This window comes from Nocardioides sp., assembly GCF_014360585.1.
GTDB lineage: Bacteria > Actinomycetota > Actinomycetes > Propionibacteriales > Nocardioidaceae > Nocardioides.
Window position 1 is genome coordinate 1 of the sequence record NZ_JACIXG010000088.1, and the last position, 22441, is coordinate 22441.

Annotated in this window: 24 protein-coding genes and 1 tRNA gene; 13 read left to right on the plus strand and 12 right to left on the minus strand. The window is 68.3% G+C overall.

Features of this window, described 5'->3' with window-relative positions:
- Positions 1-12: 12 nt before the first annotated feature.
- From H5T77_RS21635 to H5T77_RS21645, 4 genes are all read left to right on the plus strand, one after another.
- Positions 13-85, plus strand: a tRNA-Arg gene (locus H5T77_RS21635).
- A gap of 93 nt (positions 86-178) precedes the next feature.
- Complete coding sequence (locus H5T77_RS21640) at positions 179-559, plus strand: RNA 2'-phosphotransferase (RefSeq protein ID WP_292652680.1); 381 nt, start codon at positions 179-181, stop codon at positions 557-559.
- Entirely contained in the window at positions 540-722 is a 183-nt protein-coding gene (locus tag H5T77_RS25700) for an RNA 2'-phosphotransferase (RefSeq protein WP_366816662.1), read from the plus strand. The genes H5T77_RS21640 and H5T77_RS25700 overlap by 20 nt, the downstream gene beginning before the upstream one ends.
- Positions 715-1347, plus strand: a complete 633-nt coding sequence (locus H5T77_RS21645) for an HAD family hydrolase (RefSeq protein WP_292652681.1) — start codon at positions 715-717, stop codon at positions 1345-1347. Before H5T77_RS25700 ends, H5T77_RS21645 begins: the two co-directional genes overlap by 8 nt.
- A 113-nt stretch (positions 1348-1460) precedes the next feature.
- Here H5T77_RS21645 and H5T77_RS21650 read toward each other — a convergent pair whose 3' ends face one another.
- Positions 1461-2087 carry a metallophosphoesterase gene (locus H5T77_RS21650; protein ID WP_292652682.1) on the minus strand — a complete coding sequence of 209 codons (627 nt, stop codon included), beginning with the start codon at positions 2085-2087 and terminating at the stop codon, positions 1461-1463.
- Positions 2088-2354: 267 nt separating this feature from the next.
- On the opposite strand from H5T77_RS21650, the gene H5T77_RS21655 reads away from it, so the two are divergent.
- The 3 genes from H5T77_RS21655 to H5T77_RS21665 are packed head-to-tail and all read left to right on the plus strand — an operon-like array spanning position 2355 to position 3684.
- The gene (locus H5T77_RS21655) at positions 2355-2960 is read left to right on the plus strand and encodes an acetoacetate decarboxylase family protein (protein ID WP_292652683.1); all 606 of its coding nucleotides are present in this window, start codon (positions 2355-2357) and stop codon (positions 2958-2960) included.
- 37 nt (positions 2961-2997) lie between these two features.
- On the plus strand, positions 2998-3345 hold the full coding sequence (locus tag H5T77_RS21660; RefSeq protein WP_292652684.1) for a VOC family protein: 348 nt from the start codon (positions 2998-3000) through the stop codon (positions 3343-3345).
- Positions 3346-3399: 54 nt separating this feature from the next.
- On the plus strand, positions 3400-3684 hold the full coding sequence (locus H5T77_RS21665) for a MazG-like family protein (RefSeq protein WP_292652685.1): 285 nt from the start codon (positions 3400-3402) through the stop codon (positions 3682-3684).
- A gap of 6 nt (positions 3685-3690) precedes the next feature.
- Here H5T77_RS21665 and H5T77_RS21670 read toward each other — a convergent pair whose 3' ends face one another.
- The gene (locus H5T77_RS21670; RefSeq protein ID WP_292652686.1) at positions 3691-4452 is read right to left on the minus strand and encodes a lysophospholipid acyltransferase family protein; all 762 of its coding nucleotides are present in this window, start codon (positions 4450-4452) and stop codon (positions 3691-3693) included.
- A 50-nt stretch (positions 4453-4502) separates the two neighbouring features.
- On the opposite strand from H5T77_RS21670, the gene H5T77_RS21675 reads away from it, so the two are divergent.
- Positions 4503-5351: an alpha/beta fold hydrolase gene (locus H5T77_RS21675; RefSeq protein ID WP_292652687.1), complete on the plus strand. Its 849-nt coding sequence runs from the start codon at positions 4503-4505 to the stop codon at positions 5349-5351.
- Here H5T77_RS21675 and H5T77_RS21680 read toward each other — a convergent pair.
- Together H5T77_RS21680 and H5T77_RS21685 are read right to left on the minus strand one after the other, a co-directional pair.
- Positions 5348-6295: an LCP family protein gene (locus H5T77_RS21680; RefSeq protein WP_292652688.1), complete on the minus strand. Its 948-nt coding sequence runs from the start codon at positions 6293-6295 to the stop codon at positions 5348-5350. The genes H5T77_RS21675 and H5T77_RS21680 overlap by 4 nt on opposite strands.
- A complete protein-coding gene (locus tag H5T77_RS21685; RefSeq protein WP_292652689.1) occupies positions 6292-6954 on the minus strand; it encodes a hypothetical protein in 663 nt (220 codons plus the stop codon). Before H5T77_RS21685 ends, H5T77_RS21680 begins: the two co-directional genes overlap by 4 nt.
- Positions 6955-7174: 220 nt before the next feature.
- On the opposite strand from H5T77_RS21685, the gene H5T77_RS21690 reads away from it, so the two are divergent.
- Positions 7175-10909 (plus strand): multifunctional oxoglutarate decarboxylase/oxoglutarate dehydrogenase thiamine pyrophosphate-binding subunit/dihydrolipoyllysine-residue succinyltransferase subunit, encoded by a 3735-nt coding sequence (locus tag H5T77_RS21690; protein ID WP_292652690.1) that lies wholly within the window; start codon positions 7175-7177, stop codon positions 10907-10909.
- A 128-nt stretch (positions 10910-11037) separates the two neighbouring features.
- Here the strand turns inward: H5T77_RS21690 and H5T77_RS21695 are convergent, their stop codons facing one another.
- Positions 11038-13221, minus strand: coding sequence for an MMPL family transporter (locus H5T77_RS21695; protein ID WP_292652691.1), 2184 nt, complete (start codon positions 13219-13221; stop codon positions 11038-11040).
- An 82-nt stretch (positions 13222-13303) separates the two neighbouring features.
- Between H5T77_RS21695 and H5T77_RS21700 the strand changes: the two genes are divergently transcribed.
- Together H5T77_RS21700 and H5T77_RS21705 are read left to right on the plus strand one after the other, a co-directional pair.
- Entirely contained in the window at positions 13304-13990 is a 687-nt protein-coding gene (locus H5T77_RS21700; RefSeq protein WP_292652692.1) for a TetR/AcrR family transcriptional regulator, read from the plus strand.
- A gap of 12 nt (positions 13991-14002) precedes the next feature.
- A complete protein-coding gene (locus H5T77_RS21705; protein ID WP_292652693.1) occupies positions 14003-14179 on the plus strand; it encodes a DUF6104 family protein in 177 nt (58 codons plus the stop codon).
- 134 nt (positions 14180-14313) lie between these two features.
- Here H5T77_RS21705 and H5T77_RS21710 read toward each other — a convergent pair whose 3' ends face one another.
- The 3 genes from H5T77_RS21710 to H5T77_RS21720 are packed head-to-tail and all read right to left on the minus strand — an operon-like array spanning position 14314 to position 16783.
- Positions 14314-14517: a hypothetical protein gene (locus H5T77_RS21710; protein WP_183543695.1), complete on the minus strand. Its 204-nt coding sequence runs from the start codon at positions 14515-14517 to the stop codon at positions 14314-14316.
- A gap of 26 nt (positions 14518-14543) precedes the next feature.
- A complete protein-coding gene (locus tag H5T77_RS21715; RefSeq protein ID WP_292652694.1) occupies positions 14544-15668 on the minus strand; it encodes a fatty acid desaturase family protein in 1125 nt (374 codons plus the stop codon).
- A 20-nt stretch (positions 15669-15688) separates the two neighbouring features.
- Positions 15689-16783, minus strand: a complete 1095-nt coding sequence (locus tag H5T77_RS21720) for a flavin reductase family protein (RefSeq protein ID WP_292652695.1) — start codon at positions 16781-16783, stop codon at positions 15689-15691.
- A 146-nt stretch (positions 16784-16929) separates the two neighbouring features.
- On the opposite strand from H5T77_RS21720, the gene H5T77_RS21725 reads away from it, so the two are divergent.
- The gene (locus H5T77_RS21725) at positions 16930-17565 is read left to right on the plus strand and encodes a TetR family transcriptional regulator (RefSeq protein ID WP_292652696.1); all 636 of its coding nucleotides are present in this window, start codon (positions 16930-16932) and stop codon (positions 17563-17565) included.
- Between the two features lie 4 nt (positions 17566-17569).
- Here the strand turns inward: H5T77_RS21725 and H5T77_RS21730 are convergent, their stop codons facing one another.
- The 4 genes from H5T77_RS21730 to H5T77_RS21745 form a co-directional block, all read right to left on the minus strand.
- Positions 17570-19099: an MDR family MFS transporter gene (locus tag H5T77_RS21730; protein ID WP_292652697.1), complete on the minus strand. Its 1530-nt coding sequence runs from the start codon at positions 19097-19099 to the stop codon at positions 17570-17572.
- 201 nt (positions 19100-19300) lie between these two features.
- Positions 19301-20269 (minus strand): zinc-binding dehydrogenase, encoded by a 969-nt coding sequence (locus tag H5T77_RS21735; RefSeq protein WP_292652698.1) that lies wholly within the window; start codon positions 20267-20269, stop codon positions 19301-19303.
- Between the two features lie 223 nt (positions 20270-20492).
- Entirely contained in the window at positions 20493-21695 is a 1203-nt protein-coding gene (locus H5T77_RS21740; RefSeq protein WP_292652699.1) for an NAD(P)-dependent malic enzyme, read from the minus strand.
- Between the two features lie 189 nt (positions 21696-21884).
- The gene (locus H5T77_RS21745; RefSeq protein WP_292652700.1) at positions 21885-22235 is read right to left on the minus strand and encodes a S24/S26 family peptidase; all 351 of its coding nucleotides are present in this window, start codon (positions 22233-22235) and stop codon (positions 21885-21887) included.
- A 54-nt stretch (positions 22236-22289) separates the two neighbouring features.
- Between H5T77_RS21745 and H5T77_RS21750 the strand changes: the two genes are divergently transcribed.
- A partial coding sequence (locus tag H5T77_RS21750; protein ID WP_292652701.1) for a superoxide dismutase [Ni] occupies positions 22290-22441 on the plus strand: 152 nt, incomplete at its 3' end.

Consider the following 22441-nt stretch of genomic DNA (forward strand, 5'->3'; position numbering starts at 1 on the left):
AGGCGGTGCACTGCCTCCGTAGCTCAGGGGATAGAGCGCCGGTTTCCGGTACCGTAGGCCGCAGGTTCGATTCCTGCCGGGGGCACAGACGAGACCGCTGGGTGACCAGCGGTCTCTCTCATTTTCGAACGATAACCGGCAGCGGACGAGGCCGCCGGCATGCCAGTCTGTGGCCAGCATGAACAAGACAGACGTACGCCGCTCCAAGCGGCTCTCACAGGTACTGAGGCACCGCCCCGAGTCGGTGGGCATCGAGCTGGACCCACGCGGTTGGGTCGATCAGCCCTCCCTCCTCGACGCTCTCGCGGCCAACGGCTCCCCGATGACTCGCGATGACATCGATCGGGTCGTACGCGGCAATGACAAACAGCGCTTCGAGCTCGACGCAACACTCGACCGGATCCGGGCGAGGCAAGGACACACCGTCGAGGTGGACCTGGACCTCACTCCCTCCGAACCGCCGGCGGTGCTCTTCCACGGCACACCACGCGCCAACATCGACTCGATCCTCGCCTCCGGCCTCGACCGGTGCCAGCGCCATCACGTCCACCTTTCCTGACCGAGAGACCGCGGAGCGCGTCGGTGCCCGCCGCGGCGACTTCGTCGTCTTCCGGGTCGACGCGGCGACGATGCACGCCGGCGGGCTCACGTTCTGGCGCACCGACAACAACGTCTGGCTGACGGACGCAGTCCCACCGAACAGATTGACCCTCGATGGCTGACACACCGATCGGCCATGTGCTCTTCGATGCCGACGGCGTCCTGCAGCACCTTCCCGGAGGTTGGTACGCCGCGGCGGAGCCGTTCCTCGGCGAGAGCTCGGAGGCCTTCCTCCATGCCGCCTGGGCCCTGGAGTCGCCGCTCCTCACCGGTGGTGACGTCGACTTCGTCGCGGCGCTCGAGGGGCTGCTCGTCGAGCACGGATCCTCCGCCTCCCCTGCGGAGGTCTATGCCGCCGTGTGGGGCACAGTCGAGACGGCCGCGGCGACGGCCGATGTCGTACGTCGAGCGCGGGCCGCCGGTTATGGCGTGCACCTCGGCACGAACCAGGCCGCACACCGAAGTCACCTCATGCGCTCCACGCTCGGCTACGACGATCTCTTCGACGTGAGCTGCTACTCCTACGAGCTCAGTGTTGCCAAGCCCGATCCGAGCTTCTTCCGACGCGCGGCCGATCTCATCGGATCCGAGCCGGGCGAGATCCTGTTCGTCGACGACAGCGCCAAGAACGTCGAGGGCGCGCGTTCAGCAGGCATGTCAGCCATCCATTGGTCTTTCGACGTCGATGACGAGCTCGCGACGGCCGTGCTCATCGCCCAACTGGCGACCCACGGCGTAGCTCTCTGATCCGCGCCTAAGCGGCGACACACGGTTCGCGACCCTGGCCGAGCCAGTGACGCTCATGCACGCCGCAGAAGGGACGAACTGTGTGCATTGAGGATCGGCTCGATTGGGCGAAGTCAACCAGCAGTGCGGCTCAGCTCGTCGAGGTGGCGGGCGAGGGTCTCGGCCGAGACCGGGCGATGGCCCCAGTGGTCGACTCCGACGTTGATGCCCCAGGTCCCCTTGGCCGTACGCCGCTCCCGGAACGCCTCGTGGACGTGTCCGTGCAGCAGCGGAACGCCTTCGTCACGGAGTCGGAACTGCTCGTAGCGGTCCTTGTCGTGCGAGTCCCCGGCGTAGGGGAAGTGGGAAAGCAGCACCCGCGTCGCCGACGCCTCCGGCCCCAGCGGCGGCAGCTTCGTGACCGCGAAGTCCATCACCGCGGCGAAACCCGCCTCGAGATAGCGCGATCGGTGCTTCCAGCCGTCGCGCATACCCGCCCAGCAGGCATCGTGGTTGCCGCTGACCAGCACCTTCGTCCCGTTCAGTCGTGACACCAGTGCGAGCGAGGCGTCCTTCCCATGCATGTCGAAGTCGCCCAGGACCCACACCACGTCCTCAGCGGACTCGACGACGGAGTTCCAGTTGGCGACCAGCGTCTCGTTCATCTCCTCCACGGAAGCGAACGCCGTCCCGCGGCCCGCTGAGAGCTCCAGGAGCCGCGCGTGCCCGAAATGCAGGTCTGAGGTGAACCAGGTCGTCATGAGGAAAGCCTCCCAGGCGACCTTCGCGGCCTGCCGGCGGACCGGATCACAGACCCTCGGCGAGCGTGTGCGCGACGAGGGCGTTGGCGTGACCGTGGCCGGCCGTACTTCTTCTCGATGGACGGGAAGTAGGAGGCGGGGCCCTTCACCTGATCGGCCATCTCTGGTCTCCTTGTGCAAGCGTGGCGACCAACGCCACTCACCAAACGCGTCGAGCGAAGCATCACCATCTCGACACGGATCGACAACAGAATTCGGGAGACGTACGTGACCAGCTATCCCCCAACCCCATGGCACATGCACGGATCGATGTGGCTCTCCGTCTACCGGCTCGGACGCGACGTCGACGAGCGGCACCCGAAGGGCATCTACGCCGTCGCCCTGGTCGACTACACCGAGCCCAGCCCGCTGACCTACCACGAGCTCCTCTCCGCCCGGGTGATCACCGCGTCCAACGGGAAGAAGGCGGTGAGCGTGGTCGACATCTGGGTGGACTCCCCCGACTCCGTGGCCGGCGGCCGTACGTTGTGGGCGATCCCGAAGGGGCTGGCCAAGTTCAGCGGCGGGTCCTCCACCAAGGGGCCGCTGTCGACCCACACCTGGGAGACGAGCCACGACGAGGGGCCGATCGCGACGGCCCGGTTCAGCGACGTCACCCGGATCGCTCCCCGGGTCCCGATGCAGGGCAACGTGGAGCAGCCCGGGATCGAGGAGCACCCTGACACCGCCTGGCTCACCATGAGCGGTCGGGCCAAGCTCCTGCCCGCACGCGGCAGCTGGCGCTTCGACCCCGACGGCCCGCTCGCCTACCTCCGCGACGCCACCAAGATCGCGTCGTTCCGCGGCAAGGGCTTCGAGGTCGACTTCGGCTGAGCCCGAGTGTCGGTGGTCGCAGGTAGCGTCGAGCGGCATGAATGCACTTCACATCGACTACCTCGAGCTCGCGGTCACCGATATCCCGGGCTCCCGCGCCTTCTACGAGTCGGCCTTCGGCTGGTCCTTCAACGACTACGGCGGGATGTACGCCGGCATCGTCGGCCCGGACGGCAAGGACGAGAACGGCGGGATGTACGCCTCCGAGACCCCGGTCGCCCCTCTCCCGCTGATCCGGACGGCCGACCTGGAGGCCGCGCTGGCGGCTGTGGAGAAGGCCGGCGGCACCGTCCTCGACCCGCCCTACGACTACCCCGGCGGGCGTCGCTTCATCTTCACCGACCCGTCCGGGAATCGGCTCGGCGTGTACCAACCAGCAGAGTAGCCGCTAAACCTAAGGCTCGACCGAATTACCGGAAGCGTCCTAGACTCCGACCGCATGACCGACGCTACGCCGGCTCTGCTCGCGTATCTGTCCCGGTGGCTCGATGAGTCCCAGGGCGATCGCGACGTGGAAGCCGTTCTCTGGGGGAGAGTTGCGAAGGTGAGCGAAGAGGCCGGCGAGGCCATCGCCACACTCATCGGAGCCACCGGGCAGGATCCCCGACCAGGCAGTATCCACCGCTATGACGACGTCATCGAGGAGTTCCTCGATGACGCGATCACCGCGATGACCGCCGCCGAGCGCGGCCTCCTGCCCGACAAGGTCGGCGCCCCGACCTAGTGGCGCCTAGGACTTCCGCTTCGCGGCCTTCCGCTGGGCGCGGAGCCTGCGCTCCTCGGCGTACATCGCCTCGGCCTCCTCGAGCGTGGGGGCCGAGCCGCCGTACGCCTTCGGCAGCCACCACGAGCCCGGAGGTTGCTCCTCGGCCGGGTGCGCCTTGATCAGCCGGTCGAGCATGGCCTCCATCTGCGCCTTGAGCGCCGCGGTCTCGACAGCCGGGTCCTCACCGGTCACCGGCAGCGGCGGGCCGATCTCGATGCCGACCGTCTTGTGACGCGACAGATCGACCTTCTGGCCCTTGGTCATGATCCGCTGGGTGCCCCACAGCACGACGGGGATCAGCGGGACACCGGCCTCGGCTGCGATGCGGACGGTGCCGGTCTTGAGGTCCTTGATCAGGAACGAGCGCGAGATCGTGGCCTCGGGGAAGATCCCGACGACCTCACCGTCCTGGAGGTAGTCGACGGCCTTCTTCATCCCGGCCGCGCCGTAGCTGCGGTCGATCGGGATGTGGTGGAACGAGCGCATCACCGGGCCGCCGACGGGGTGGTCGAAGACCTCCTTCTTGGCGATGAAGCGGGTCAGCCGGCCACGCTCGGCGCCGGGGAACCCGGCCATGATGTAGTCGACGAAGGAGAGGTGGTTGACCGCCAGCAGGGCGCCACCCGACTTCGGGATGTGCTCCACGCCGGTCATGTTGATCTTGATGTCGCCGAGCTTGAACCAGGTGCGAGCCGCGGCGATCGTGACCGGATAGCTGATGTCCATGCCCGAATCGTGTCACGTAGCGGGGAACTCCGTCCGACTAGCCTCGCCACGTGAGCACCTTGCATGTGACGACCACCGATGGGCTCCGGCTGGCGGTCACCGACTTCGGCTCCCCCGGCGACACCCGCCCGACGCTGATCTGCGTCCACGGCTATCCCGACAACTCCAGCGTGTGGCTCCCGCTGGTCCGGATCTTGGGCGGCGACCTGCGGATCGTGACGTACGACGTGCGCGGCCACGGCAGCTCGCAGGCACCGGCCACCCGCAAGGGCTACCTGATCGAGCAGCTCAACGCCGACCTGCAGGCCGTCATCGACGCGGTCAGCCCGGCCGCGCCGGTGCACCTGCTCGCCCACGACTGGGGCTCGACCCAGACCTGGGACGCTGTCGCCGGAAACGTACCGTCCGAGCGGATCGCGTCGTTCACGTCGATCTCCGGACCGAGCCTCGACCAGACCGGGGCCTGGCTGCGTACGCCCGGCAGAACCGCCCGTGGCGCGCTCGCGCGCCTCAAGCAGGGCGCCGGGTCGACCTACATCGGGTTCTTCCAGGCGCCGCTGCTTCCCGAGCTCGCCTGGCGTTCAGGCATCCTCGACCGGATCGTCGGTGGCTCGGCCCTCGACCGCACCCGTTCCGACCGGCTCAACGGCCTCGAGCTCTACCGGGCCAACGCGATCGCCCGGATGGCCCGCCCGCAGCCGCGCCCGGTGACCGTCCCGGTCCAGGTCATCGCCCCGACCGGCGACGCCTACGTCAGCCGCGCTCTGGCCGCCGAGGCCCCGAAGCCGTACGTCGCCGACCTGACGGTCCACGAGATCGAGGGCTCCCACTGGGTGGTCGCCGACCATCCCGAGCGGGTCGCGCCGCTGGTGCGCGACTTCGTCTCGGCGAGAGGCTAACCGCGGCAGCCGCGGTTGAGCCGGCCGTCGTTGCGTGCGTCGTTGCCCATCGCACGAGCCGCTCCGACGTTGGGGAACACCACGCTGGCGGCGCCGGCGTTGCCGATCCCGCCCGGAAGGACGCAGGTGCGGACCTTGCTCGGGTTGATCGCGGCGACGGCGTGGGCGAGCTGGTAGAGGTCGCGGCCGGAGAGGCCGGTGGTGTGCATCTTCTTCATCACCAGCGAGACGCCCTTGGCCATGAAGCCGGTCTCGTTCTGCCGGGCGACGATCTTGCGGTGGATGCCGCGGATGACCCGGGCCTGGTTGGCCGAGCGGTCGAAGTCGCCGCCGGGCAGCGTCTTGCGGGCCCGCGCGAAGTCGACCGAGTGCGGGCCGCTGATGCGGATCCGGCCCTTCTTGAAGCCGTAGCGCGCGACGTAGGGGTCGCTGAAGGCGCGCGGGTTGTCGACTTCGACCCCGCCGATGCCGATCACCAGGTCGCTCATGCCCGAGAAGGAGGTGACGAAGACGTACTGCGGCTGCACGCCGACCAGGTTGCCGACGGCCCGGCCCATCAGCTTCGGGCCGCCCAGGGTCAGCGCCTCGTTGATCTTGGAGCGGCCGTGCCCGGGGATGTTGACGTAGGAGTCGCGCGGGATGCTGATGTCGGTCGCGTGGCCGGAGGACGGGTTGAAGCCGATCAGGTGCAGCGCGTCGCCGCGGCTACGGGTGACCTTCTGGCCGGGACGGGCGTCCGAGCCGACGGCGAGGACCCAGATGGTGCCGCCCTTGCGGGTGTGCTGGGCGACGTCGAGGCCCTTGGCCCACTTGGTCGCGATCAGCTCCGCACGCGGCTCGGCGACCTGGGCGTCGGGCACCAGGATCGCGGTCATCGCGAGCACCAGGCCGAGCGCGAGCGTGGTCAGGAGGCGGCGGCGTACGAACTTCGTCATGCGGGTCATGACTTGTCTCCCGAGGGGCTGGGTGAGGCCGACGGCGGCGTGACCGCCTTCTCCTCGCGGGTGATGTTGAAGCCGAAGACGGCCCAGGAGCTCTTGGTCGGCACCAGGTCGAGGCTGCCGCGGACGGTCTGGCGCGCCTCGCGCTCGCCGGTGGTGTCGTAGACCAGCCGCACCCGCGCGACCGCGCCGACCGGATGGTTGTTGTTGGCCAGCAGGTCGACGTGCACGTCGCTGGAGACCACCTCGACGCCGTCGATGTGGGGAGCGATCGTGGCGCTGCTCATCAGGCTCATCTGCTTGCCCGCCTGGGCGACCGCGCCCTTGGAGAACCCCGGGAAGACGTTGCCGTAGGTCGAGGTCGCACGCGGGAAGTCACCCCCGACGTACGCGGCCTGCAGCCAGCGGTCGACGACCGCGGAGACGTTGGTGGCAACCGCCTGGTGCCGGCTCTTGGGGAACTTGCCCTGCACATGGATGAGCTTGGCGGTCGACTTCACCGTGGGGGCAGGGGGCGGCGACGCAGACGCCGAGGCGGCGGGCTTGTCGGGCTCGCCACCGCATCCGGCGAGCGCCAAGGTGCCGCTCAGGAAGACCGCGGTGAGCGGGGCCACTACGCGCCGACCGGCCAACCGACTTTGCCGTGTGCTGCTGCTCGTCATGTGGGGGATCCGCCTCGTCGACCTGCTCTCGGACCGGGCCACTGTACGCACAACGACCCGGGTTGCAACTCCGCCCGGCAGGTAACGCAATATGTGTGACGGATTACATCCTGTCCACAGGTGGAGCCTGCATCGGGCATTTGTGCGTCCGGGGGGATAGCCTTGCCCGTGGGCAACCCATTTCTTACAGTGCGAAAATTCGGAAGAGGCGAATCAAGCCGTGTCCTCAGGCACCCCGTCCCCCAACACTGCCGACATCCCCGCGGAATTCGGCGCCAACGAGTGGCTGGTCGAGGAGATGTACGACCAGTACACGAAGGATCCAAGCAGTGTTGACCCCGTGTGGGTGAAGTTCTTCGAGACAAACGGACAGCCCGGCGCGTCGCAGAACGGTGCCTCGGCTCCGACCTCGCCCGCCGCGAAGGCTCCGGTCTCCCCTGCGTCGGCCAACGCTCCCGCGCCGACCTCACCCACCTCCGCCGAGGCGCCGGTGGCGAAGGCGGCTCCGGCTCCCAAGGCCAAGCCGCGCCCGGCCGCCCAGGCCGCGGAGCCGGCCACGGGCACCGCGAAGCCCACTCCCAAGGACGCCCCGAAGCCGACCGCCGTCGCGGTCACCGACGAGCCGACCTACACCACGCTGCGCGGCATTCCCGCCGCCACCGCCAAGAACATGGACGTGTCGCTCTCGGTGCCGACCGCGACCTCCGTGCGCAACATGCCGGTCAAGCTGCTGTGGGACAACCGCACCGTCATCAACAACCACCTCAAGCGCGCTCGCGGTGGCAAGGTCTCCTTCACCCACCTCATCGGCTACGCCATCATCAAGGCGATCAAGGCGATGCCGGCGATGAACAACACCTACGCCGAGATCGACGGCAAGCCCACCCAGGTGACCCCGCCGCACATCAACCTCGGGCTGGCCATCGACCAGCAGAAGAAGGACGGCACCCGCCAGCTCGTCGCGCCCTCCATCAAGGGTTGCGAGCTGATGGACTTCGCCGGCTTCTGGACGGCGTACGAGGACATCGTCCGCAAGGCCAAGGACAACAAGCTGTCCATGGCCGACTACTCCGGCACCACCGTCAGCCTGACCAACGTCGGCGGCATCGGCACCAACAACTCGGTGCCGCGCCTGATGCAGGGCCAGGCCGCGATCATCGGCGTCGGCTCGATGGACTACCCGCCCGAGTTCCAGGGCGCCTCCCCCTCGAAGCTCGCCCAGAACGCGGTCTCGCGGATCATGACGATGACCTCGACGTACGACCACCGGGTCATCCAGGGCGCGCAGTCGGGTGAGTTCCTGGCCACCGTCCACCGGCTCCTGCTCGGTGAGAACGACTTCTACGACGAGATCTTCGCGTCGCTGCGGATCCCCTACGAGCCGATCCGCTGGAACCAGGACATCGACACCACGCACGACGACCAGATCTCCAAGCAGGTCAAGGTCGGCGAGATCATCCACGCCCACCGCGTGCGTGGTCACATGATGGCCGACACCGACCCGCTGGAGTACAAGCAGCGTTCGCACCCCGACCTGCAGATCGAGTCGCACGGGCTGACGCTGTGGGACCTCGACCGCGAGTTCCCGGTCGGCTCCTTCGCCGGCGGCCGCAAGCCGTTCATGAAGCTGCGCGAGATCCTCGGTGTGCTGCGTGACTCCTACGTCCGCACCACCGGCATCGAGTACATGCACATCCAGGACCCCGAGCAGCGCCGGTGGATCCAGGACCGCGTGGAGCGGCCCTACGACAAGACCCCGCGCCAGGAGCAGCTCCGGATCCTGTCGAAGCTCAACGAGGCCGAGGCCTTCGAGACCTTCCTGCAGACGAAGTTCGTCGGTCAGAAGCGGTTCTCCCTCGAGGGCAGCGAGACCGCGATCCCGGTCATCGACGAGGTCTGCGAGGCCGCCGCCGAGGCCGGTCTGGACGAGGTCACTATCGGGATGGCCCACCGCGGTCGCCTCAACGTGCTCGCCAACATCGTCGGCAAGTCCTACAACCAGATCTTCCGCGAGTTCGAGGGCAACATCGACCCGCGTACGGTGCAGGGCTCCGGCGACGTGAAGTACCACCTCGGCGCCGAGGGTGAGTTCGTCTCCGACCTGGGCGACAAGATCAAGGTCTCCGTCGCGGCCAACCCGTCCCACCTCGAGACCGTCGACCCGGTCCTGGAGGGCATCGCCCGCGCCAAGCAGGACGTGCTCGACCAGGGACCCGTCTTCCCGGTCCTGCCGCTGCTGGTCCACGGTGACGCCGCCTTCGCCGGCCAGGGTGTGGTCGCAGAGACGCTCAACCTGTCCCAGCTGCGTGGCTACCGCACCGGTGGCACCGTCCACCTGGTCATCAACAACCAGGTCGGGTTCACCACCTCGCCGGGCTCCTCCCGCTCCTCCCTGTACGCCACCGACGTCGCACGCATGGTCCAGGCGCCGATCTTCCACGTCAACGGCGACGACCCCGAGGCCTGCGTGCGTGTCGCGCGGCTCGCCTTCGAGTACCGCCAGGCGTTCAACAAGGACGTCGTCATCGACCTCATCTGCTACCGCCGCCGCGGTCACAACGAGGGTGACGACCCGTCGTTCACCCAGCCGATGATGTACGACCTGATCGAGCAGAAGCGCTCGGTCCGCAAGCTCTACACCGAGTCGCTGATCGGTCGTGGTGACATCACGATCGAGGAGGCGGAGCAGGTCCTGGCCGCCTACCAGGCCCGCCTGGAGCAGGTCTTCACCGAGGTGCGCGAGGCCGACAAGATGCCGCAGGCCTGGGAGACCGTCCCGGACTACCCGGAGAAACCTGCCGGCGAGACCGTCACCGCGATCACGCCGGACGTGCTGAAGCGGATCGCGGATGCGTACGTCACCCCGCCGGAGGGCTTCACGGTCCACCCGAAGGTGATGCCTCAGCTGCAGCGTCGCGCGACCCAGATCTCCGACGGCGGCATCGACTGGGCCACCGGCGAGACGCTCGCCTTCGGCTCCCTCCTGCTCGACGGCCGCCCGGTGCGGCTGGCCGGTCAGGACTCGCGCCGCGGCACGTTCGTGCAGCGCTTCGCGACCATGATCGACCGCAAGAACGCCGATGAGTGGACGCCGCTGAACAACCTGACCGACGAGCAGGCGAAGTTCTACGTCTACGACTCGCTGCTCTCGGAGTACGCCGCCCTCGGGTTCGAGTACGGCTACTCGGTGGCTCGCCCGGAGGCGCTCGTCCTCTGGGAGGCGCAGTTCGGCGACTTCGTCAACGGCGCCCAGTCGGTGATCGACGAGTACATCTCGGCAGGCAAGACCAAGTGGGGCCAGGACTCCGGTGTCGTGCTGCTGCTGCCGCACGGCTACGAGGGTCAGGGTGCCGACCACTCCTCGGCGCGCATCGAGCGGTTCCTCACGCTGTGCGCGGACGAGGCCATGGTCGTGGCTCAGCCGTCCTCGCCGGCGTCCTACTTCCACCTGCTTCGTACGCACACCCTCGGCGAGGAGCACCGCCCGCTGATCGTCTTCACCCCGAAGTCGATGCTGCGCCGCAAGGACGCCGCCTCACAGCCGGCCGACTTCACCTCGGGCTCGTTCCAGCCGGTCATCGCCGACGCCGAGGCCGAGGCCTCGAAGGTCAGCACCGTGCTGGTGGTCTCCGGCCGCCTCACCTGGGACCTCGTCGTGGAGCGTAAGAAGCGGAGCCGCGAGGACGTCGCGATCGTCCGCGTCGAGCAGCTCTACCCGTGGCCGACCGAGGAGCTGGCGGCCGAGCTCGCGAAGTACCCCGACGCCAAGGTCAAGTGGGTTCAGGACGAGCCCTACAACCAGGGCCCGTGGCCGAGCTACTACCTCAACGTGGTTCCCGAGCTGGGCCGCGAGGTCGAGCCGATCACCCGCCCGGCCTCCTCCACCACCGCCGTCGGCACCATCAAGCGGCACACGGTCGAGCAGGCGGAGCTCATCGAGCGCGCCTTCTCCTGATCGACCGGCCAGGCGGGTTGAGCTAGCGCACGGCCGAGCCTGCGAGGCCGTGACCGCGAGTCGAAACCAACACAGCACGTACGAGGCCCCTCGGTGGAAGACACCGAGGGGCCTTCGTACGCCCTGGCTCAGACCGGAACCGGGGCCGGCTCCTCCACCGGTTCCTCGCTCAGGCCGACCTTGCGGTGCAGGCGCCGCAGCGGTCGCGGCGCCCACCAGGCCGCCTCGCCGAGCATCCGCATGGCGGCGGGGAGGAGGATCCCGCGGATGAGGAACGCGTCGATGAGGATCGCCAGCCCGACACCGAGACCGAAGAACTTCATGAAGCTGATGTCACTGACCATGAACGCGAAGAAGCTGGTCGCGATCAGGGCGGCGGCCGTGGTCACGATCCGACCGGTGTGGGCCAGACCCTGCACGACCGCGTCGACATTGCCCAGACCGCGCCGACGCATCTCGGTGATCCGGCCGAGGACGAAGACCTCGTAGTCCATCGACAACCCGAACGCGATGACCAGCAGCAGCACGACCATCGAGACGTTGAGCGGCATCGCGGTGAATCCGAGGAGATCGGCGCCCAGGCCCTCTTGGAAGATCACCACCGTCGTCCCGATGGTCGCGCCGAGGCCGATGGTGTTGAGGAGCAGAGCCCGAAGCGGCTGTACCAGGCTGCCGGTGAACAGGAACAAGATCACCATCATCGCGATCGCGAGGCCGCCGACGGCGTAGGGGAGCTTCGCGCCGATCGCGTCGAGAGAGTCCAACAGCTCCGCAGCGGCACCGCCGACGAGCGCCTCGGTCCCTGCTGGTGACGGGACGGCACGTACCTCGCGAACCAGGTCGCGGGCTTCCTCGGACTGACGGTCCAGCTGGCTGACGAGGGCGAGCTGGTCCGCGCCCTCGGCAGACGGAAGGGCCGGCGTCGTCGAGACGAGGGCGCCATCGGCGTACGTCCCCAGGCGGGTGTCGACGCGGTCGACGTCGTCGAGACGGGAGAGGGCGGCGGCGTAAGTGCCGAGCTCATCGTCCGCGACGGTCGAGGTGGTCACCACCGTGACTGGGCTGGTGCCGTCACCGTCGAACTCCTGGCGGAGCAGATCCCCTGCCTGCCGGCTGTCGGCCGTCGTCGGGAGAACCCGGTCGTCGGGGGTGCCGAACTCGATCCCCGCCAACGGTGCGGCCATCGCGAGCAGGACGGCGACCACTGGGAGCGCGACCCAGGGGCGGTTGGTGACGAACCTGGTCAGGCGGGTCCAGAACGGAGCCGGGCCACCGCGCAGTCCGCGCACGCCCGGGATGCGGAGCGCATCGATCCGGTCACCGAGCAGCGCGATCGTGGCAGGGAGCAGCACCACAGCGACGATTGCCGTGATCACCATGACCCCGATGCCGGCGTACGCCGAGGAGCGCAGGAAGTAGAGCGGAAAGATCAGCAGCGAGGCCAGCGAGACCGCGACCGTGGAGGCACTGAAGACGATGGTCCGCCCTGCCGTCTCCACGGCGCGTACCACCGCGTCGGCGTGTGCTGCCCCAGTCGCTCGTTCCTCGCGGACCCGGGCCACCATCAGTAAGCCGTAGTCGACGGCGAGTCCAAGTCCGAGGCCGGTCGTGACGTTGAGGGCGTAGACCGAGACGTCGGTGAACGAGCCGAGCAACGAGAGCTCGGCGAAGGTGCCGGCGATCGCGAAGCCGCCGACGCCGAGGGTGACGAATGCGGCGACGATGTTGCCGAAGGCCAGCATGAGCAGGGCGATCATCAGCGGGATCGCGATGGCTTCGGCGAGGGCGAGATCACCGCCGAGCTGGCTGCTGATCTCCTCGAAGGTGGCGAGCTGGCCGCCGACGTGGACGGTCGTGGTGTCTTCGGTGGCTCCGGCATCCGTATAGCGGTCGATCACGTCCGCGGCGTCGATCTCCTCGGGGTTCTTCGCTCCCGCGGAGATGAGACCGTGGGCACCGTCCTCGGAGACCATGCCTTGGTCGGGCGTATCGAGATAGGAGACGACGTCCGTGAGCTCGCCGTCGGCGCGGAGGCGGTCGACGAGCGCCTGGGCGTCCCTCGCGGCCGCGCCCTGGGTCACGCTGCCGTCGCCGGCAGTGACGGTCAGGAGAAATCCGGCGTCGTTGCCGAATCCCTCCTCGAACGCGACTGCGGCGCGACTGCTCTCGGAGGCGGGGTCGTCGAAGCCGGCGTCGTCGAGCTTGCCGAAGGCCGAGGTGGCCAGATAGATCGCGCCGAGGAGGGCGACCAGTCCGATCACCAGGACCCGGCGCGGATTTCGCACCACAGAGATGCCTAGTCGGTGGAACATGACTCCTCCAGGGATGTGTGCAGGCGTTAACTTTGCAGATGTTAACTTTCCTTAGGATGTGGGCAGGTGTCAACATGATTTCGTGAATTCCTCAGAGAGCTCGGACGAGGGCGGTCGGCCCTACCACCACGGAGATCTCCGCAACGCGTTGGTCGACGCGGCCGCGACACTCGCCGAGGAGGGCGGCCCTGACGCAGTGACCATCCGTGCCGCGGCGCGCGCGGTCGGCGTGACCCCGACCGCGACCTACCGCCACTTCGCCAACCAGGCCGACCTTCTCCACGCCGCCAAGCACGAGGCCATGGACCGGCTGGCCGGGACCATCCTCGACCTACTCGCCTCCGAGAAGCCGGCGCCTCATCCGGCAGAGGCCGCCGTACAGCGTCTCGCCGCGGCGGGCCGGGGGTACATCCGATTCGCGCTCGCTCAGCCCGGCCTGTTCCGTACCGCCTTCCTTCGCCCCCACAGCGGCGACGCGCACCCGTCCACAGAGATCTCCGCGATCCTTGCCGAAGCTCCTCCGTACGCCTTCCTCACCACAGTCCTCGATGATCTCCGCGCAGCCGGCTGGCTGGCGCCAGAGCTTCGCCCCGATGCCGAGACGGCGGCCTGGGCAGCCGTCCACGGCCTCGCTGTCCTGCTCGTCGACGGCCCCTACGGCGACTGCCCCGACACCGAGCGCGATCGGCTCATCAACGCCACCCTCGGCATGGTCGTACGCGGCCTCTCCGGAGGCCCAGCCTCCGACGCACCACTGAACGCAGAATGAAAGACTGACGCCATGTACTTCACCGACCGCGGCATCGAGGAGCTCGTCACCCGTCGGGGCGACGACGAGGTCACCCTCGCCTGGCTAGCCGAGCAGCTCCAGGCCTTCGTCGACGTACACCCCGAGCACGAGACCGCCGTCGAGCGGTTCGCCACCTGGCTCGCCCGCCTCGACGACCCCGAGGACTGACCAGAGGACGACTCGCCGAGACCGTAGTTCTGGCGAACCGAATCGGTGGTTTCGGCGGCCGAGAAATCAGCTGTGTGGGCGACGAAACCACAGTTTCGTCGCCCACAACTACAGATTCGGCTCGCCAGAACTACCTATTCGGGGAGGTCCTTCTCAGCTCGCTTGGCGGCGGCGCGGAGCTCGAAGAGCTCGGTGGCGAGGCCTCCGATGGCACCGGCCACGTCACGTACGGCGCCGGTGATGATCATCGTGACCTGGCCGACCGTGGTGGCGGTGACCTCGACGGCGCTCTGCGCGACATCCTTGCGGATCTCGTTCTTGCTCAGCTCGGGCTCCATGACAACCCATTGTGGCTGGTCGGGCGTCATGCTGCGACCCCCTCCAAGACCGGGGAGCTCTCGACAGCAGCAGCAGCGGGCTTCTTGCGGTCGGGAAGGGCGAACCTGCAGATCTTCTTGAAGACGCCGAACAGCTGCTGGTGCAGCGGGCCGGTGTTGTAGGAGAGGCCGTAGCGCTCGCAGATCTCACGGACCTCCTCGGCGATCTCCGGGTAGCGGCGCGCGGGGAGGTCGGGGAAGAGGTGGTGCTCGATCTGGTGGGACAGGTTGCCGGACATGATGTGGAAGGTGCGGCTGCCGGTGATGTTGGCGGAGCCGAGCAGCTGGCGGTAGTACCAGTGGCCCTGGGTCTCGTCCTCGCACTCCTCCTGGGAGAAGGAGGCGACACCGGCCGGGAAGTGCCCGCAGAAGATGATGTTGAACGTCCACAGGTTGCGGATGATGTTGGCAGTGAAGTTCCCCGCGAACGTGAGCGGCGCCAGCGGTCCGGTCAGCAGCGGGAAAAGAACGTAGTCCTTGAGTGTCTGCTTCTTCACCTTCCGCCAGATCCGGGCGCCGATCTCCTTGTTCTCGGCCCAGGTCCGACGACCGGCGACGATCTCGTCGACCTCGAGGTCGTGCATCGCCACGCCCCACTCGAAGAACGTCATCAGCAGGAACGCGTAGATCGGGTTGCCGAGGTAGTAGGGCCGCCACTCCTGCTCCTCGTCCATCCGGAGGATTCCGTAGCCCACGTCGCGGTCCTTGCCCACGATGTTCGTGAACGTGTGGTGCATGTAGTTGTGGCCGTACTTCCAGTTCTCGGCCGGCGCCATCGTGTCCCAGTCGAACATGCGCGAGTTGAGGTGGGGGTCGCCCATCCAGTCGTACTGACCGTGCATGACGTTGTGCCCGATCTCCATGTTGTCGAGGATCTTGGAGATCGACAGGCAGGCGACCGCCGGGACCCACCCGATGACGGGCAGATAGAAGAGCGCGCGGCCGGCGAGCTCGAAGGCGCGCTGCTTCTTGACGATGTCGTAGATGTACGCCGAGTCCTCCTCGCCGAGGTCGGCGACGATCCGCTGGCGGATGGCCTCCATCTCGGCGCCGAACGCCTCCAGCTCCTCGGGGCTCAGTCTGCGGTTTCCGGTGTTCTCAACAGTGGTCATGGTTGTCTCCTCGGGAATCGTCAGAGGTCCACGGAGCAGTCGCCCTCGGGCGTGCTCACGCAGATACGGATCTGTTCGTCAGGGAGCTCGGAGGTCTCGCCGGTCAGGACGTTGCGGACCCGTCCGGAGCTCTTGTTGGTCGTGCAGGAGAAGCAGATCCCCATCCGGCAGCCGGACTCGGGGGTCAGGCCCGCGGCCTCCGCCTGGTCGAGGATCGTCGCGCCGTCGTTTGCGACGGACTTGCCGGTGCGTGCGAACTCCATCTCGCCGCCGGCGACACCGGCGTTCCTGGGCGGCTTGAAGTACTCCACGCGGAGCGACTCGGTGCCGTCGTACGCAGCCTGGGCCGCCTCGATGAGCGACGCCGGCCCGCAGGCCCACGTCGGCACCTCGCGGTAGCCCGGGACGAGCTTCTCCAGCAGCGCCGGGGAGAGGTAGGGCGCCCCCTCGGCGGTGTGAAGGAGGTGCAGGTCGATGCCGTGGCCCTGGCGACGGATCTCGTCGAGCTCGTCGGCGTAGATCTGGCGGTCGGGGCTGGGCGCCCAGTGCAGGAAGGTGACCTTGCCCCGGTGCGTACGCCGCTGCAGGGAGCGCAGCATCGACATCACCGGGGTGATGCCGGAGCCGCCCGAGATCAGGACGATGTGCTCGGGCACGCGGTCGGGGAGGACGAAGTCGCCCTCGGCCTGCGACAGGTGTACCAGGGTGCCGACCGTGGCCCGCTCGGTCAGGAACTTGGAGATGCTGTAGGGGGTCGCGTGCTCGTCCTCGTGGGCACGCACCGTGATGGTGAGCGGCTCGCCCGGCTTGCTCTCGGTGTTGGAGACGGTGAAGACGCGGGTGGTACGCCGCCCCTCCCCCGTGTCGATGCCGACACTGACGTGCTGGCCGGCACGGTGTCCGCGCCAGGTCGAGGTGGGCTGGAGAGTCACGGTCGCCACCCGGGGCGCGCCAGGCGCGCTGACCTCCGGGTGGATGTCGGTGATGCGAGCCCGCACCTCGTGTGCTGCCAGCATCGGGTTGATCTGGGTGAGGTAGCGGTCGATGCCATGCGGGGAGGCGAGCGCCGCAACCGTGCGGGAGCGGAGGATCCGGCCGCCGAGGTCGAGTGCCATGTGTTTCGCCTTTCAGTGAACATCTGTACACCGACAACAATGGCTGGTCCTTGCCACACGCGTCAAGACGCTGCCCGCGTGGTCCAAATCACGGTGTACAGGTGTGCACCTGACATGGCTCCGGTCGCTGCCCCTAGGATGGTCTGGTGATCGAGACAGGTGCGGAGCCGGAGAGCCGTGCGGAGCGCAAGCTCCGGACCCGGCGAGCGATCCTGGACGCGACGCTGGAACTCTGCTCCGACAGCTCCCTGACCGCACTCTCCCTGCGCCAGGTCGCCAAGCAGGTCGGGATCGTGCCGACAGCGTTCTACCGCCACTTCGACTCCATCGAGTCGCTCGGGCTGGCGCTGGTCGAGGAGTCCTTCGACTCGCTGCGAGACCTGTTCCGTGACGTCCGCCGCAACGCCGAGGCCGACAAGGACATCGTCGACGGCTCGATCGACGCGCTCGTCGACCACGTCCACCGGCGCCGCAACCACTTCGGGTTCATCGCGCGCGAGCGCGTTGCCGGGCCGCGCTCGGTCCGCGAGGCCATCCAGCGCGAGATCGAGCTCTGCGAGCGCGAGCTCGCCACCGACCTGGCGCGGATGGCCGGCACGGCCACGTGGACCGCGAAGGACCTGCACGTGCTCTCGTCGCTGTTCGTCACCGTCCTGGTCGCGACCGCCGAGCAGATCCTCTCCACCAGCCACCCCGAGCAGGAGAGGCAGATCGTCGCCACTGTGCGGACCCAGCTGCGGATGCTGCTGATCGGGGTCTACCAGTGGCAGTCCGAGGGATAAGCCCTCAGCAACCGCAGACGGTCGCCTCGCGTCCGTGCTCGCACAGCTCGGCGAGCTCGGCGTCGAGATCGGCACCGACCTCGTCGCCAGGCTCATCGGCGGGCTCGTCGGGCGACTCAGCCCGAGCGGGCAGCATGACAGCCATCACGACCACGACCACTGCGAGCGCGGCGCTGACCATGAAGGCGGCCTGCAGGCCGCTGACCTGGGCCGAGAGGGCGCCGACCTCGTCGATGACCTGGTCGCTGCGTACCGCCATCACGGTCACCGCCAGGGCAGTGCCGAAGGCGGCCGCGACCTGCTGGAGCGTGCCCAGGATCGAGGAGCCGTGGGAGTAGAGGTGGGACGGCAGCGCCCCGAGGCCGAGGGTGAAGACCGGGGTGAAGGCCGCGGCCAGGCTGACCATCAGGACCAGGTGGAACGCCAGGATGAGCCAGTAGGGCGTGGTGAGCGAGATCTGCGAGAGCCCGGCGAGAGCGGCCACGATGCCGACGGAGCCCGGGATGACGAGCACCCGGCCACCGCGCGCGTCGAAGATCCGCCCGACGGTCGGCCCGAGGAGACCCATCGCGAGACCGCCAGGCATCACCAGGAGCCCGGTGTAGAGCGGGGTGAGCCCACGCACGGTCTGCAGGTAGAGCGGCAGCAGGATCATCGAGCCCATCATCGCCAGGAACGCGATCGCCATCAGGACCAGCGACTTGGTGAAGGTCGGGTGCAGGAAGGCGCGCAGGTCCAGCAGGGGCGAGCCGACTCGCTGCAGCCTCAGCTGGCGGAGCACGAACGCGAGGATCAGCACCGCGCCGAAGGCGACGATGCCCACCGGACGCCCGACCTCACCCTCGGCGAACCGGCTGAGGCCGTAGACGAGCGATCCGAACCCGAGCGCGGCGATGACCACCGATGCCCAGTCCACGCTCGTCTTCGAGGTCTCGCCGACGTTCTCCAAGCGGCGCAGCCCGGACCAGGCCACGCCGATCGCGATCGGCAGGACCAGCAGGAAGAGCAGGCGCCACGAGCCGAAGCTCAGGATCAGCCCGGAGACCGTCGGCCCCAACGCCGGCGCCACCGAGATCGCCATGGTGACCTTGCCCATCACCCGGCCCCGGTCGCTCTCGTCGACGACCGTCATCAGCGTGGTCATCAGCAGCGGCATCATCACCGCGGTTCCTGCCGCCTGGACGACCCGGCCGGCGAGCAGGATGCCGAAGACCGGCGCGATCGCCGAGATCAGGGTGCCGGCGATGAAGACGCCCATCGCCGTGGCGTACGCCGTCCGGGTCGTCACCCGCTGCAGGAACCAGCCGGTCACCGGGATCACCGACGCCATGGTCAGCATGAACGCGGTCGAGACCCACTGGGCGGCGTGCTCGGTGACCCCGAAGCTGTTCATCAGGTTCGGGATCGCGTTGAGCATGATCGTCTCGTTGAGGATCACCACGAAGGTGGCCAGCACGAGCAGGGTGATGACGGCAGGCGTACGCCGTTTCTCACCGTCCACTGGACGGTGAGAGGTTGTGACGGCAGCAGTCATGACGAGTTCCTCGGGTCGTACGCAGGGGCCCGTTGCCGCCCGCTCTCATACATACATCGAACGGGCGGGGCCGATTTCGACATCACGCCACGAGAAACTTTGCGAGCCCCCAGGCAGTGACGCTCAATGGTCCCTTGCAGAACCGGGGAGAGTCGAACGATATTCCGTACGTCACATTGCGCTGCGTCACATCGCGCTGACTCACAACGTGAAGACGACCTTCCCGAAGAGATCACCGGCGTGCATCGCCTCGAAGCCGGCCTCGGCCTCGGTGAGCGGCATGGTGCGGTCGATCAGCGGGCGGGTGCCGGTCGCCTCGAGGAGGGAGACCAGGCTCGCCAGCTCGTTGCGGGTGCCCATCGTCGAGCCGATCACCTTCAGCTGCAGGAAGAAGATGTTGGTCAGCAGTGCGTCGTCGAGGTCGGCCCCCGACGTGGTGCCGCTGATGATGATCGCCCCGCCCGGTCGCAGCGAGCGGACCGAGTGCTTCCAGGTGGCCCGTCCGACGGTCTCGATCACCGCGTCGACCTTCACCGGCAGCCGCTCGCCCGACGCCAGTGCCTCGTGGGCGCCGAGCTCGAGGGCGCGCTTCTGCTTCGCCTCGTCGCGCGAGGTGGCGTAGACCTTCAGGCCGGCCGCCCGCGCGAGCGTGATCGCCGCGGTCGCCACTCCACCGCCGGCGCCCTGCACCAGCACCGAGTCGCCCGCCTTGAGCCCGCCCTGGGTGAAGAGCATCCGGTAGGCCGTCAGCCACGCCGTCGGCAGGCAGGCCGCCTCCTCGAAGGACATGCCGTCGGGCTTCGCCACCACGTTGCGACGCGGCACGACGACCTTCTCGGCGAAGGTGCCCTGGTGACGCTCGGAGAGCAGCGACCGCTTCGGGTCGAGGGTCTCGTCACCGGTCCAGTCGGGCGAGGAGATCACCGAGTGCACGACGACCTCGTTGCCGTCCTCGTCGAGCCCGGCCGCGTCGCAGCCGAGGATCATCGGCAGCGCCTCGGCCTTGAGCCCGACCCCCTGCAGCGACCACAGGTCGTGGTGGTTGAGGGAGGCCGCCTTGACGGTGACCGTCGTCCACCCGTCCGGCGCTACCGGGTCGGGCCGCTCCCCCAGCACGAGGCCGGAGATCGGGTCGTCGGATGAGAACTTCTCGGCGTACGCAGCGAACATGCGTCCGACCCTACCGAACCCCGACCCGGCGTATCTGCCCCTTCCAAACCCGCCGAGTCGGCTCATCTGTCCCGGCCAAACCCGCCGACTCGGCGCAACTGTCCCACGGCCGATCGGCTGGCTCGGATGCCGATGGAGCAGACGCGCCAACTCGGCACCTCTTCGCGGGACAGACGCGCCGACTCGGCACTCGTTCGTGGGACAGACGCGCCGAGTCGGCGATTCAGGCGCGGGCGACGCCGTCGACCCGAGCGGCCGCGGCGACGGCAGCGGCCACGGCGGGACCGACCCGCGGGTCGAACGGCTCGGGGATGATCTTGACCTCCGACAGGTCGTCCTCGACCAGCGCCGCCAGTGCCTGGGCCGCGGCGAGCTTCATGCCCTCGGTGATCGAGGAGGCGTGGACGTCGATCGCGCCCCGGAAGATGCCGGGGAAGGCGAGCACGTTGTTGATCTGATTGGGGAAATCCGAGCGACCGGTGGCGACGATGCTCGCGTACTTGTGGGCGACGTCGGGGTGGATCTCGGGGTTCGGGTTGGCCATCGCGAAGACGATCGCCTGCTCGGCCATGGTCGCGACGAGCTCCTCGGGGACCGTGCCACCGGAGACACCGACGTAGACGTCGGCACCAGCGAGCGCCTCGGCCAGCGAGCCGGTGCGGCCGGTGACGTCCGCGGTCACCTCGGCGATCGCCTTCTTGGAGGCGGTCAGATCGGAGCGGGTGGAGGAGATGACGCCCTTGCGGTCGAGCAGGACGAGGTCCTTGATGCCGAACTCGAGCAGGATCTTGGCGACCGCCACGCCCGCGGCACCGGCGCCCGAGATGACCACGCGGGTCGACTCCGGGGTGCGGCCGGTCAGCTTCAGCGCGTTCATCAGCGCGGCCAGGGTGACCACGGCGGTGCCGTGCTGGTCGTCGTGGAAGACCGGGATGTCGAGCGCCTCCTTGAGGCGGTCCTCGATCTCGAAGCAGCGCGGCGCGGAGATGTCCTCGAGGTTGATGCCACCGAAGCTCGGCGCCATCCGGATGACGGTCTCGACGATCTCGTCGACGTCGGTGGTGTCCAGGCAGATCGGGATCGAGTCGACGCCGCCGAACTCCTTGAACAGCACCGCCTTGCCCTCCATCACCGGCATCGCGGCGGCCGGGCCGATGTCCCCCAGGCCGAGCACCGCGGTGCCGTCGGTGACGACCGCGACGGTGTTGGGCACCCAGGTGTAGGTGCGGGCCAGCTCCGGCTGCTCGGCGATCGCGGTGCAGACTCGCGCGACACCGGGGGTGTAGGCCATCGACAGCGATGCCCGGTCGGAGACCGACGCGGTCGCCGCGATCGCCATCTTGCCGCCACGGTGGAGCTCGAACACCGGGTCGCCGTCGTAGGCGGTGGTCGCGGTGGGTTCGGTGGACAGGGTGGACTCGGTCATTGGGGGCCTCCAGAAACTTCGGACTCGGGACGTCGGGCGTTCGAACGCGAGCCGAGGGGTGGAGCCGCGCATGGCGCCATCTACAGGGATGTGATGCCCGGATGGCAGTTTCCCACAGGCTACCGGAGTCAGCGGTTGATGTTTCCTACAAGGTGACCAAGCCCTCATCTGGAGCACTCGCCCAGCGATTCACCTCAGGATGCGCGGGTGCGGCCAGAGTCGGCCCACGACGACAGCGATCACGTCGGCGTCCACCACGGGCCCGCGATGACGGGAGTCGATCACCCCCGGGGCGGCCGGGTTGTCCGAGAGCAGCCACCACCCGGGACGGCCGGACGCGGTCGTACGCCGCTCCACCGCGCGCTTCACCACGACCGCGCCGTCGGCGAGCCGGGCGACGACCACAGACCCGGGCTCCGGCGTACGTCGGTAGGAGACCAACAACCGGTCCCCTGCCTGCAGCGTCGGCACCATCGAGTCCCCGACGACCTTCGCCATCCCCCAGGCGTGTCGGGGTGCCCTGGTCGCGATGTCATCCATGCGGAGTAGTGTCGCAATCAGTAGGACACATGAACACTCTTTGAGAGGACCCGCATGTTCGCGCGACTTTTCGCTCCCACCATCGAGGTCTCGGCCCACTGCGACCTGCCCTGCGGCGTGTACGACCCCGCCCAGGCCCGCATCGAGGCCGAGTCCGTCAAGGCAGTCATCGCCAAGGCCCTGGACAGCGACGACCCCGACTTCCG